Annotated in this window: 11 protein-coding genes; 7 read left to right on the top strand and 4 right to left on the bottom strand. The window is 67.9% G+C overall.

Annotation, left to right across the window (positions count from 1 at the left end; genetic code table 11):
- Window position 1: 1 nt before the first annotated feature.
- The 3 genes from ACP69Z_RS11905 to ACP69Z_RS11895 all read right to left on the bottom strand — a co-directional run bounded on the left by ACP69Z_RS11905 (window position 2) and on the right by ACP69Z_RS11895 (window position 2,138).
- Window positions 2-487, bottom strand: a complete 486-nt coding sequence (locus ACP69Z_RS11905; RefSeq protein WP_426267693.1) for an RNA pyrophosphohydrolase — start codon at window positions 485-487, stop codon at window positions 2-4.
- Window positions 488-552: 65 nt separating this feature from the next.
- Window positions 553-1,104, bottom strand: coding sequence for a general stress protein (locus ACP69Z_RS11900; RefSeq protein WP_426267692.1), 552 nt, complete (start codon window positions 1,102-1,104; stop codon window positions 553-555).
- Window positions 1,105-1,202: 98 nt separating this feature from the next.
- Entirely contained in the window at window positions 1,203-2,138 is a 936-nt protein-coding gene (locus ACP69Z_RS11895; protein ID WP_426267691.1) for an alpha/beta hydrolase, read from the bottom strand.
- Window positions 2,139-2,218: 80 nt separating this feature from the next.
- On the opposite strand from ACP69Z_RS11895, the gene ACP69Z_RS11890 reads away from it, so the two are divergent.
- The 6 genes from ACP69Z_RS11890 to ACP69Z_RS11865 all read left to right on the top strand — a co-directional run bounded on the left by ACP69Z_RS11890 (window position 2,219) and on the right by ACP69Z_RS11865 (window position 9,601).
- Window positions 2,219-4,192, top strand: a complete 1,974-nt coding sequence (locus ACP69Z_RS11890) for a 2-oxoacid:acceptor oxidoreductase subunit alpha (protein ID WP_426267690.1) — start codon at window positions 2,219-2,221, stop codon at window positions 4,190-4,192.
- Between the two features lie 83 nt (window positions 4,193-4,275).
- A complete protein-coding gene (locus ACP69Z_RS11885; protein WP_426267689.1) occupies window positions 4,276-5,295 on the top strand; it encodes a 2-oxoacid:ferredoxin oxidoreductase subunit beta in 1,020 nt (339 codons plus the stop codon).
- A 15-nt stretch (window positions 5,296-5,310) separates the two neighbouring features.
- On the top strand, window positions 5,311-5,976 hold the full coding sequence (locus ACP69Z_RS11880; RefSeq protein ID WP_426267688.1) for a spermidine synthase: 666 nt from the start codon (window positions 5,311-5,313) through the stop codon (window positions 5,974-5,976).
- A gap of 3 nt (window positions 5,977-5,979) precedes the next feature.
- Complete coding sequence (locus ACP69Z_RS11875; protein WP_426267687.1) at window positions 5,980-6,951, top strand: metal-dependent hydrolase; 972 nt, start codon at window positions 5,980-5,982, stop codon at window positions 6,949-6,951.
- Between the two features lie 34 nt (window positions 6,952-6,985).
- Window positions 6,986-8,338, top strand: a complete 1,353-nt coding sequence (locus ACP69Z_RS11870) for a cryptochrome/photolyase family protein (RefSeq protein ID WP_426267686.1) — start codon at window positions 6,986-6,988, stop codon at window positions 8,336-8,338.
- 15 nt (window positions 8,339-8,353) lie between these two features.
- Window positions 8,354-9,601: a class I SAM-dependent methyltransferase gene (locus ACP69Z_RS11865; protein ID WP_426267685.1), complete on the top strand. Its 1,248-nt coding sequence runs from the start codon at window positions 8,354-8,356 to the stop codon at window positions 9,599-9,601.
- Here ACP69Z_RS11865 and ACP69Z_RS11860 read toward each other — a convergent pair.
- Entirely contained in the window at window positions 9,598-10,305 is a 708-nt protein-coding gene (locus ACP69Z_RS11860) for an SDR family NAD(P)-dependent oxidoreductase (protein WP_426267684.1), read from the bottom strand. The two genes, ACP69Z_RS11865 and ACP69Z_RS11860, sit on opposite strands and share 4 nt — an antisense overlap.
- Before the next feature lie 136 nt (window positions 10,306-10,441).
- On the opposite strand from ACP69Z_RS11860, the gene rmuC reads away from it, so the two are divergent.
- Window positions 10,442-11,929, top strand: coding sequence for a DNA recombination protein RmuC (rmuC, locus tag ACP69Z_RS11855; RefSeq protein ID WP_426267683.1), 1,488 nt, complete (start codon window positions 10,442-10,444; stop codon window positions 11,927-11,929).

Genomic DNA, 11,929 nt, shown 5'->3' with positions numbered 1-11,929 from the left:
GTCAGGGGAGCGGCAGGTCGATATGCTCGCGAAACTGTTCGATCAGGCGCCGGTAGAGGTCGCGCTTGAATGGCACGATGAGGTCGGGCAGCGCGGATGGTGCAACCCATTTCCAGGCGTCGAATTCCGGATGTTCGGTGGCGATATCGACATCGCTTTCACGGCCCAGGAAGCGGCACAGGAACCAATCCTGCTCTTGGCCCCGCCACTTGCCGCCCCACAATTTGCTTTTGAGCTCTTCCGGCAATTCGTAGCGCAGCCGCTCGGGACACTCGGCGATCCGCTCGACGAGGTGCGGGGGGATGCCGGTTTCTTCCTGCAATTCGCGAAGCGCGGTGTCCCATGGCGCCTCGCCCTCATCGATCCCGCCCTGCGGCATCTGCCACGCTTCGTCGGTGCGATCGATGCGGCGGCCGACCCACACCTGGCGGTCGGCATTGAGGAGCATGACGCCGACTCCGCGGCGATAGGCTGTGTTCTGGGTCATGCAGTGCCTGTGTCACCCCGGGCCCGCCGCGCCAAGCGGCGTGACAAGCCCGGGGCGCCATGACCTTAGTAGGAGGAGGTGGTAGCCGACGTCATCCGTGCTCGGCTGGAGCTATGGCCGCCAGCGCGGTGAAGCACGTCCTCGACCCGGGCGCGGTCGAAGCTGCCGCGACTGGTATCAACCGACACGAAGATCCCACCGTCATTGATGCGGTCGCCATAATAGCGGCTGTCTTCGTCGCTGACGCCATGCTTGCCGAGTAGGTCGCCGAGGCCACCGGCGGCGGCACCTACCGCAGTTCCGGTCAGCGCCGCGCCGGGAACGGCCGATGCCGCAATGGCGCCGGCAGCGGCGAGCGGTCCAACGCCTGGAATGGCGAGCGCGGCAACACCCAGCAGCGCGCCGATGCCCGAACCGGCGGCGGCCTTGGCAATGAAGCTGGTCGGCTCCTTGCCATCATCAACCGTTCCATCACCGTGATGGCCGCTGCCATGATCCTCATCGCGGCCGATCACCGAGATGGCGTCGTTGTCGACTCCGGCGCTGCGCAGTTCCTGGATCGCGCGCTCGGCTTCGGCGCGGCTGTCGAACACGGCGGAAATGACGTTACCCTGCATGGCATGGATCTCCCTTTACGCGGCGGTCGGATGTGCCGCCGCGAGTTCAGCGAAAGGCGGGGGGAGGGGGTTCCGCGATCGTTTCGGCGCTGGTCGTCTTATGCGACGGACCGATCGAGGAAGAGCCCAAGCTGGGCAACTGCGCGCTCGAGATCTACCTGTGCGCTCGGCAATGCCTTGCGCAGGTTGAGGAAGCCGTGGATCGTGCCTCCGCATTCCTGATAGGCGATCTCGACTCCGGCCTCGATGCAGGTGGCGGCGAACGCACGGCCCTGATCGCGGATCGGATCGTGGCTGGCGGTCACCACGATCATCGGCGGCAGGCCCGCCAGCGGCTTGGCCAGCGGATCGTAGCGCCAGTCCTTGCGGTCGGGCGCATAGCACTCATCGAACCAGCCCATCGACGCCCGGCTGAGGAGATAGCCTTCGCCAAATGTGTCGAGGCTCGGATATTGTTTGGTCGGGTGCGCGGCGGGATAGAAGGGCATTGCCGCCAGCACCGGCACCGCCGCCGGCTCGTCGCGTAGCGCCAGCGCGGTGACGATGGAGAACGTCCCGCCCGCGCTGTCGCCGGTCGGCACCAGCCCGGTCACCTCCAGCCCCAGCTCCGCCGGGCTGCCCGCCACCCACCGCGCCGCAGCGATGGCGTCGTCCGGGCCGGCGGGGAAGGGGTGCTCGGGCGCCAGACGGTAATCGACGGCCACCACCGGCAACCCCGTGAGCCGCGCCAGCTCGGCGCAGATCGGGTCGTGGGTATCGAGATCGCCAAGCACGAACCCGCCGCCATGATAGAAGACCAGGACCGGGCCCGCCCCGCGCTGCTCCCGCGCATCGTACAGCCGCATCGGGCATGGGCCGCCGCTCACATCGCGAAGCACCGCCAACTCACCCACCGGCGCATCGAACAGCGACCGGCTGGCGTGAAGCATCTTTCGAGCTTCGACCAGCCCCACGTCGACGGCCCGTTTGCCTCCGGGGCCATTGGCGATTGTCAGCAGAGCGGCGACGTCGGGGCGGACATAAGGCTGGGTCATGGGAGCCGCCCTAACGTGGTGACGCCGTCCGTTCCACGCGCTAAAGGCGGCTCAACCCCTTATCCCTTGCAGGACGCGTCATGGCCACGGCCACTCACATGCTCACCCCCGAGGAGGCGCACGCCGACCTCGTTCCCGAAAACGTCGTGGTCCGCTTCGCCGGCGACAGCGGCGACGGCATGCAGCTGACCGGCGGGCAGTTCACCCTCTCCACCGCACTCGCCGGCAACGACCTCGCGACCTTCCCCGACTTCCCGGCCGAAATCCGCGCGCCGCAGGGAACGACCTTCGGCGTCTCCGCCTTCCAGATCAACTTCGGTTCAGCGAGCATCGAAACCGCTGGCGACCAACCCGACGTCCTCGTCGCGATGAACCCCGCGGCGCTGAAGGTGAACGTCGCCCAACTGCGCGATGGCGGCCTGATCATCGCCGACGAAGGCGAATTCTCCGCCCGCAACCTCGCCAAGGCCAGCTACGACGCCAATCCGCTCGAAGACGGCAGCCTCGCCCGCTGGCAGCTCATCAAGTTCAACATCTCGCAGCTCACCCTCGATGCCGTGAAGCCGTTCGGCCTCGGCAACAAGGAGGCGCTGCGCTGCAAGAACATGTGGACGCTCGGCCTCGCACTGTGGATGTTCGACCGTGACCGCGGCCCGATCGTCGACTGGCTCAAGACCAAGTTCGCCAAGGCGCCGGTCCTCGCCGAAGCCAACGTCGCCGCCCTGAACGCCGGCCACGCCTATGGCGATACGATCGAAATGGGCGCGGCCTTCCGCCCCCACCATATCGAAGCCGCCCCGGCCGAGCCGGGCCTCTACCGCACCGTCACCGGCGCCGAAGCGCTCGGCCTCGGCCTCGTCGCGGGCGCGCAGCTTGCCGACCTGCCGATGTTCTTCGGCGGCTACCCGATCACCCCGGCTTCGGCGCTGCTGCACCACCTCAGCCGCCTCAAAGAATATGGGATCACCACCTTCCAGGCCGAGGACGAAATCGCCGCCATCTGCGCTGCGATCGGCGCATCCTACGCCGGAAGCCTCGGCGTCACCTCCTCGAGCGGCCCAGGCATCGCGCTCAAGACCGAGGCAATGGGCCTCGCGATCATGACCGAGCTGCCCCTCGTCATCGTCAATTCGCAGCGCGGCGGGCCTTCGACTGGCTTGCCGACCAAGACCGAGCAGAGCGACCTCTACCAGGCGGTCTACGGCCGCAACGGCGACGCGCCCATGCCGGTCATCGCCGCCCGCTCGCCTGCCGACGCCTTCGACTGCGCGATCGAAGCGGTGCGCCTCGCCACGCGCTACATGACCCCCGTCATGCTGCTGACCGACGGCTACATCGCCAATGCCGCCGAGCCGTGGAAGGTGCCGGACATGAGCGGCTACGCACCGTTCCCGGTCACCCACGCGACCGAGACCAGCGTGCCGCGCAACGAGGCCGGCAAGCTCGAGCCGTTCAGCCGCGACGACAAGCTCGCCCGACCGTGGATCAAGCCCGGCACCCCCGGCCTGCTCCACCGCATCGGCGGGATCGAGAAGCGCCCCGGCACCGGCGATATCGACTACTCGCCCGGTGCCCATGCCGAGATGACCAAGCTCCGCCAGGACAAGGTGCTCGGCATCGGCCGCGACATTCCCAAACAGGACGTCTGCCTCGGCCGCGCCGGGGCCAAGGTCGCGGTGGTCGGCTGGGGCTCGACCTTCGGCCCGATCCACCAGGCGGTGAAGCGGCTGCAGGCGCAGGGCCACGACGTCGCCCACGTCCACCTCCGCCACATCTGGCCACTGCCGCAAAATCTCGGCGACCTGCTCCGCAGCTTCGGCACCGTGATCGTGCCCGAGATGAACACGGGCCAACTGAAGACCCTGCTGCGCGACCAGTATCTGGTTGACGTGCAGAGCCTGACCAAGACCAGCGGCCAGCCCTTCAAGATCGCCGAGATCGAAGCCGCCGCCCGCGCCCCTCACGGCGGCACGCTGGCGCCCGACGCCACCCAGCTCCCCGAAGCCGACAGCGGCCGCGACGAAGGCCACCCGCACGCGGCCGAGGTCCACTGATGAAGCCGATCAACCCCGTTCCCTACATTGCCATGCTGATCCTGGTGCTTGGCATGATCTACCTCTTCTACGGACGCTGACCCATGAACGAGCTGACCTCGATCGAGAAAACCACCGCCAAGGACTGGGCGAGCGACCAGGAAGTGCGCTGGTGCCCCGGCTGCGGCGATTATGCCGTGCTGAAAGCCGTGCAGCGGACCATGCCCGACCTCGGTGTCGCTCGCGAAAAGACCGTGTTCGTCTCCGGCATCGGCTGTTCCAGCCGCTTTCCCTATTACATGGAGACCTACGGCTTCCACACCATCCACGGCCGCGCGCCGGCGGTAGCGACGGGGGTCAAGCTCGCCAATCCCGACCTCGACGTGTGGATCATCACCGGCGACGGCGACGCGCTCAGCATCGGCGGCAATCACACCATGCACCTGCTGCGCCGCAACCTCGATTGCCAGGTGCTGCTGTTCAACAACGAGATCTACGGTCTGACCAAGGGCCAATATTCGCCCACCAGCCGCGTCGGCACTCGCTCGCCCTCGACCCCGTTCGGCTCGGTCGATACCCCAGCGCGTCCCTGCGCCTTTGCGCTTGGCGCCGGCGCCCGCTTCGTCGCGCGCGGGATCGACGTCCACAAGTCGCTTCCCGACGTGCTCAAGGCCGCCCACGCCCACAAAGGCACCGCGTTCATCGAAATCTTCCAGAACTGCGTCGTCTACAATGACGACGTCTTCGCCCCCTTCACCGCCCGCGATGTCGCGAGCGAGATGCAGCTGTGGCTGAAGCATGGCGAGAAGATGCTGTTCGCCGGCGGGTCCAAGGGCATCGCACTCGACACCGACACCCTGACCCTCAAGGTCGTCGCCGGTGACGATCCCGCGGTCCTGACCCACAACATCCGCAGCCGCGCGCTCGCCCACATGCTGGTCGAGATGCCGCCCGTCGGTTTCCCGGTTGCGCTCGGCGTCATCTACGACGATCCCGCTCCGACCTTTGAAGTCTCGGTCATCCAGCAGAACGAAACCGCCGCGGCCGGCAAGAAGCCCGACCTCCAGAGCCTCGTCGGCAAGGGTCAGAGCTGGATGGTCGAAAAGGAACCGCGTGCCGAATAGTCTCGCTGCAGCGGCATGATCCCCCGCACGCACATCGCCTCCGCGCGCATCCCCAACGGGCCGGAGATGCACCTCTACGCACGCGGTGGTGACCACATGATCCTGGTCGACCGCGACGAATTGATGAGCACCCGCATGTCGGGCTCGGAAGAAGCGCTGGCGACCATGACCGCCGAGCGGCTTGGGTCCCGCCCGAAGCAGCGCTGGCTGATCGGCGGCTACGGCATGGGCTTCACCCTGCGCGCCGCCCTTCGCAGCCTGCCGGCCGACGCCGAGATCGTGCTCGCCGAGCTCGTGCCGCAGATCATCGATTGGGCGCGGGGCCCGATGGCCGAACTCACCGCCGGCTGCCTCGACGATCCCCGTGTCCGCATCGTCCAGGGCGATGTCGCGGGCGAGATCGAGAAAGGCGGCTGGGACGCGATCCTGCTCGATGTGGACAACGGCCCCGATGCGCTGGTCCGCGCGCTCAACCAGTGGCTCTATGAGCCAGGCGGCCTTGCCGTTGCCAAGGCGGCGCTTCGCCGGGGCGGCATTCTCGCCATCTGGTCGGCAGGTCCGGATTCACGCTTCACCCGCACGCTGGCGCGCGCCGGTTTCGCGGTGGAGGAGGAGGTGGTCCGCGCCCGCCACAACGGCAAAGGCCCGCGGCACCTCATCTGGTTCGCCGCGCGCCCCTGATCGGTGGACAACCTCACCCACAGCCTCGCCGGTGCCCTGCTGGGGCAAATGGGCCTGAAGCGCGCCAGCCGCTTTGCGCTTGCCGGCTGCATCCTCGGCGCCAACGCCCCCGACATCGACGTTATCGCGCCGCTGTTCCTGCCCGTCGACAACATCGCTTTCCACCGCGGGCCGACCCACGCTCTGTTCGGCTTGCCGATCATGGCTGCTGGCACCGTCGCACTGCTATGGCTGGTCGACCGCCTCAAGCCGGCAAAGCCCGGCGCTACGCCGTTCCGCGCCTGGCCGCTGTTCCTCGTCACTTTGCTGGCCGTCATCAGTCACCCGTTCCTTGACTGGCTGACGACTTACGCGGTCGCTTTCTTCGCGCCGCTGGGCGACCGCTGGTATTCGGCCAACGCCATCTTCATCATCGACTGGGTTTATTGGATCATCCTCGGCCTCGGCATCTGGCTGTCGGTGCGCCGGGGGAAGCGGGGAGGGGTTCACCCCGGCCGCCCCGCGCAGCTCGCCGGCCTTGTCCTCCTCACCTACATCGCGGTCAACGTGGCCTGGAGCGCGCACGCCGAGCGGAGCCTCGCCGCAGCCCTGCGCCAACGCGGCATCCAACCGCGCCTGATCGTCGCCAGCCCACCGCCGCTCGCCTTCTGGGAACGAAGCCTGGCCTGGCGCAGCGATCGTGAGTGGGGCAGCGGCAGCTTTTCGCCGAACGACGGGCTTCGGCTCAGCCCAGCTCGCACTCCGCTGAACCTCGACGATCCGCGCTTCCTTCGCGCGCGGGCCGAGCGGCGGATGGTCCGGTCCTTCCTTTATTGGTCGCGGATGCCGATCGTGGTCGAGGTCGATGGCCGTCCGGTCCTCACCGACCAGCGTTACTATCGCGCCCTGGACGACGAGCGCGTCCCCGCCGCCATTCGCCGCCGCGCGCCGACCGCCAGCTTCCAGATCCCCCTGGACCTGCCCTCAGGGCCATAGTGCCTTTGCGCGGTCCACCGCGTTGATGCGAGCGATGGCTTCCCCTCAACTCGTCTGGTTCCGCCAGGACCTCCGCACCGCCGACCACCCCGCATTGATCGCCGCGGCCGAGCGCGGGCCGGTGGTCGGCCTCTACGTCCTGGACGACGAGACACCGGGCAAATGGAAGATCGGCGGCGCCCAGCGCTGGTGGTTGCACCACAGCCTCACGGCGCTGGCGGGCGAACTGGACAAGCTCGGCTCCGCCCTCATCCTGCGCCGCGGCCGCTCGTCCAAGGTCGTGCGCGACGTCGCCAAGGAACTCGGCGCCGGAGGGGTCCACGCCACCCGCCATTACGAGCCCTGGTGGCGCGAGGCCGAGCGGGAGCATGGCGACTTCGTCATCCTCCACGACGGCGACGTCCTCCATGACCCTTCCGCCATCCGCTCGGGCGCTGGCAAGCCGTTCAAGATCTACGGCCCCTATTACCGGGCCCTGGAAAGCCACCTGCCGCCCCCAAAGCCCCGGCCCGCGCCGAACCTGGCTTGTCCCGACAAGCTTCCGACGAGCGACAAGCTCGACGAGTGGCAGCTGCTTCCAACCCATCCGAACTGGGCCACCGGCTTCGACAAGTGGGAGCCTGGCTCAACCGGCGCGCACAAGCACCTCAAGCGCTTCGCCGCCGAAGCCGCCCGTTATGCCGAGCGCCGCGACCTGCCTGCCGAAAGCGGCACCAGCCAGCTGTCCACCCACCTTCACTTCGGCGAAATCAGCCCGCGTGAGCTGTGGCACGGCCTCGGCGGCGCGGCCGGTGACAAGTTCCACCGCGAACTCGCCTGGCGCGACTTCTCCCGCCACATCATCCTTGCCGATCCCAAGCTGGGCGAGGCCGAACAGCGTCCGATGAAACTACGCCACCGCGCCGGTAAGCAGGCCGACGCCGACTTCGCCGCTTGGACCCGCGGCCAGACCGGCTATCCGCTGGTCGACGCCGGCATGCGCGAATTGTGGGCGACCGGCTGGATGCACAACCGCGCGCGGCTGGTCACCGCCAGCTTCCTGGTCAAGCACCTGCTCATCCCCTGGCAGCGCGGCGCCCTGTGGTTCTGGGACACGCTGATCGACGCCGACTACGCCAACAACAGCCAGAACTGGCAATGGATCGCCGGCACCGGCTTCGACAGCCAGCCCTTCTACCGCATCATGGCGCCGCTCGGCCAAAGCGAGAAGTTCGACGCTGCCGACTACATCCGCCGCTGGGTGCCCGAGCTTGCCAAGCTGTCCGACGCCGACATCCACGATCCGTGGGGCAGGGGCGCCGCGCCGCCAGACTATGCGGCGCCCCTGATCGGCCACAAGGAAGCCCGCGAACGCGCGCTGGAGGCCTATCGCAAGCGCGGTTCCTGACGCTAAGAGGCGGCCATGGCCACACGCGGTTCGCACCTCCTCAACGCCGACCGCAGTTTCGTCACCGGCGCCGGCCTGCTCGGCCGACTCGCCGCGCCGGCCTTTGCCCGCATCCTCGACCAGCTTCACGAGCGGCTGCGCGAAGGAGGCATCCACGGCAGCCTTCCCGATGGCAGCACCCGTGCAATCGGCTTCCATGCCCCGGGGCCCGAGCCGGTCGTCACCCTCCACAGCTGGCGCGCGCTTGTTCGCCTCGCCACCAGCGGCAGCGTCGGCTGGTACAAGGCATGGGCGCGCGGCGAATGGTCTTCGCCCGACCCCGTGCCGCTGTTCGACCTGTTCATGCGCAATGCCGTCAGCCTTGGTGAGGCAGCCCGCGCCAAAGGCCCGTTCCGCCTGGTCAACTGGCTCGCCCACCAATGGCGCGACAATGCGCCAGGCCAGGCCCGCCGCAACATCGCCGCCCACTACGACCTCGGCAACGACTTCTACGCCGCTTGGCTCGACCCGAGCATGAGCTATTCAAGCGCGCTGTTCCGTGCGCCCGACGCCACCCTCGAAGCCGCCCAGCACGCCAAGATCGACGCCATCCTTGACCGGCTCGCAATAGGTAAAGACACGCGCCTGCTTGAAATCGGCTGCGGCTGGGGCAGCCTCGCCATCGCGGCGGCCAAGCGCGGCGCCCATGTCACCGGCCTCACCCTCTCGACCGAGCAGAAAGCCTGGGCCGAGCGCCGCATCGCCGACGAAGGCCTTGCCGACCGCGTCACCATCCGCCTCGAAGACTATCGCGACCACCGCGGCAGCTACGATGCGCTTGCCTCGGTCGAGATGGTCGAAGCCGTCGGCCAGCGCTGGTGGCCCGCCTATCTCGACGCCATTGCCGCCAACCTCCGCCCCGGCGGACGCGCAGCGCTGCAATATATCTCGATCCGGCCCGAGCTGTTCGACGCCTACGCCGCCAGCGCCGACTTCATCCAGACCTACATCTTCCCAGGCGGCATGCTCCTCCACGAGCCCCGCTTCCGCACCCTCGCTGCTGACCGCGGCCTAAGCTGGAACGATCCCCACGCCTTCGGCTTCGACTATGCCGAAACGCTCCGCCTCTGGCGCGCCAACTACGACGCCGCGGTCGAAGCCGGCCGCCTTGCCGACTTCAGCCCTGCATTCCACGACTTGTGGCGCTATTATCTGATGTATTGCGAAGGCGGCTTCCGGGGCGGCGGTATCGACGTCGCTCAGGTCACGCTGGTGAAGGCTTAGGCCTCGACCCGCACCTTGGCGCCACTCTCGCGCTCTTCGCCCAACAACTGAAGCAGTCGCTCGGCAACTACCTCGGGCGCCTTGACGTCCGCCGGGTCCTCGCCCGGAAACGCCTTGGCCCGCATCTGCGTCCGGGTCGCGCCCGGATCCAGCACCGTGACCCGAAGCTTGCCGCTGAACGCCGTCTCGTCGGCATACGCGCCAAGCAACGTCTCCAGCGCCGCCTTGCTCGATCCGTAGGCGCCCCAGAACGCCCGCGGGGTCGCGCCAACGCTGCTCGTGACGCCCACCACCTCGGCCTTGTCCGACGCCTTCAGCATCGGATCGAACGCCGCCAGCAGCGCCTGCGGCGCCAGCAGGTTGAGGTTGATCAGCCGCGTATATTCCTTGACGTCGATATGCTCGACCGGGGTCAGCGTGCCCAACGTGGCAGCGTTCAGCACCAACAGATCGAGCTTCTCCCACCGCCCGGAAATCGCCTGCGCCAGCTTGCCGATATCCTCGGCCTTGGTGAGGTCGAGCGGAGCGATCGTCGCCGTCCCACCCGCGGCATGGATGCGTTCCTCGACCTGCTCCAGCGCCGCGGCCGTCCGCGCGGTCAGGATCACATGCGCGCCCTCGCGTGCCAGCGCTTCGGCAATCGCCGCGCCGATCCCGCGGCTGGCTCCGGTGACAAGGGCGAGGCGGCCTTCGAACATGCTCATGGCCGCGCGCCCTAGCCGAGCCGCCGCCCCCGGCCAAGTCGCGCTCGCCCCAAGTCATTGTGCCGCGCGCGCAAGCCCGTTAGTTCTACCTCTGTTCTCTTGTCGGACGGTGTGGGGCTGAGTCGTGGACGCGTTGATGATTGCACTGCTAGTTGGCCTCGTTGCGGTGGCGGCGGTCCTTACCGGCTGGTTTCTCGGCTCGCGCCCAGCCGCCGCGGCCCAGGCCGAAGCGAAGGACGCGCGCGAGCGGCTGACCGCGCTTGAACGCGATCATGCGGTCGCCTCCGAACAGGCCGGCCGCCTTCGCCTCACCGAAGAAAGCCTCAAGGCCGCCACCGATGAGCGAAACCGCGCCCAGCAGGACGTCGCCCGCCTAGAGCCGCTCGCCGAACGCGCGGCCGCCGCCGAAGCCGATCTCGACAAGATGCGCGGCGAGGTGCGCATCCTTGCCGAAGCCAAGGCCGCGTTCGAACAAGGCCAGGCCGAGCGCGAACGCGCCTTCACCCAGCAGCTTGCCCAGGTGAAGGAGCTCGAAGCCAAGCTCGAGACCCGCTTCAGCGAACTCGCCGGTAAGGCGGTCGAGACGGCCCACGACAGCTTCCTGAAGCGGGCAGGCGAAAAGCTCGATTACGAGCGCAAGGAGCATCAGGCCAAGCTCCAGAACCTGCTGCAGCCGGTCGAAGCCACCCTCAAGCGCTACGAAGAAGGTCTCCAGCGCGTCGAGGCCGAGCGCAAGGACAGCTATGGCGAACTGCGCGGTGTGCTCGGCGAACTACGCCGCAACAATGGCCAGGTTCGCGACGAGACCCGCAACCTCGTCAACGCGCTCCGCTCCAGCCCCAAGGCACGCGGCCGGTGGGGCGAGCAGTCGCTTCGCAACGTGCTGGTCCAGGCGGGTCTCACCGAAGGCATCGACTTCGAAATGGAAGTCAGCCTCGACACCGCCGATGGCCGCCTACGTCCCGACGTGGTCGTCAACCTGCCGAGCAATCGTAAGCTGGTGATCGACGCCAAATGCTCGCTGAACGCCTTCCTCGAAGCGTGCGAGGAAGTGGACGAGGAACGCCGCACCGCCTGCTTCCGCGCTCACGTCGCATCCATGCGCAACCATGCGCAGCAGCTCGGCGGCAAGGATTATTGGGCGCAGTTCGGCGAGGCGGCGGACTACGTCATCATGTACATTCCGGGCGAGCACTTCCTCACCGCCGCGCTCGAACAGGACCCGCAGCTGTGGGAATGGGCGTTCGAGCGGCGCGTGCTGCTGGCGACCCCGACCAACCTCGTTGCCATCGCCCGCACCGTTGCCAGCGTCTGGCGGCAGGAGAAGATCACCGAACAGGCCGAGGTGATCGCGGCGCTCGGCAAGGAACTCCACAGCCGCATCGCCACCATGGCCGAGCATGTCGTCCGCATGGGCCGCAACCTCGCCACTGCCAACGACGCCTACAACAAGATGGTCGGCAGCCTTGAGACGCAGGTCTTCACGCAGGCCAAGCGCTTCGAGGGTTTGGGGTCGGGCAGCACCAAGGAAATCGCCTCGCCGCCGATGGTCGAAGTCGCTCCCCGCCCGCTGACCAAGCTCGCGCCACCGGCTGCGAACGACGAGGTGACGGTGGCGGAGTAG

It is taken from the genome of Sphingomonas sp. LHG3443-2 (assembly GCF_049896405.1).
GTDB lineage: Bacteria > Pseudomonadota > Alphaproteobacteria > Sphingomonadales > Sphingomonadaceae > Sphingomicrobium.
Note: the sequence above shows the minus strand (reverse complement) of the source record. Positions and strands in the feature narration are given on the sequence as shown.

Bases quoted from the DNA above. Each gene is read 5' to 3' on its own strand.
- ACP69Z_RS11905 (WP_426267693.1), bottom strand. From the start codon at position 487: ATGACCCAGAACACAGCCTATCGCCGCGGAGTCGGCGTCATGCTCCTC.
- ACP69Z_RS11900 (WP_426267692.1), bottom strand. From the start codon at position 1,104: ATGCAGGGTAACGTCATTTCCGCCGTGTTCGACAGCCGCGCCGAAGCC.
- ACP69Z_RS11895 (WP_426267691.1), bottom strand. From the start codon at position 2,138: ATGACCCAGCCTTATGTCCGCCCCGACGTCGCCGCTCTGCTGACAATC.
- ACP69Z_RS11890 (WP_426267690.1), top strand. From the start codon at position 2,219: ATGGCCACGGCCACTCACATGCTCACCCCCGAGGAGGCGCACGCCGAC.
- ACP69Z_RS11885 (WP_426267689.1), top strand. From the start codon at position 4,276: ATGAACGAGCTGACCTCGATCGAGAAAACCACCGCCAAGGACTGGGCG.
- ACP69Z_RS11880 (WP_426267688.1), top strand. From the start codon at position 5,311: ATGATCCCCCGCACGCACATCGCCTCCGCGCGCATCCCCAACGGGCCG.
- ACP69Z_RS11870 (WP_426267686.1), top strand. From the start codon at position 6,986: ATGGCTTCCCCTCAACTCGTCTGGTTCCGCCAGGACCTCCGCACCGCC.
- ACP69Z_RS11865 (WP_426267685.1), top strand. From the start codon at position 8,354: ATGGCCACACGCGGTTCGCACCTCCTCAACGCCGACCGCAGTTTCGTC.
- ACP69Z_RS11860 (WP_426267684.1), bottom strand. From the start codon at position 10,305: ATGAGCATGTTCGAAGGCCGCCTCGCCCTTGTCACCGGAGCCAGCCGC.
- rmuC (WP_426267683.1), top strand. From the start codon at position 10,442: ATGATTGCACTGCTAGTTGGCCTCGTTGCGGTGGCGGCGGTCCTTACC.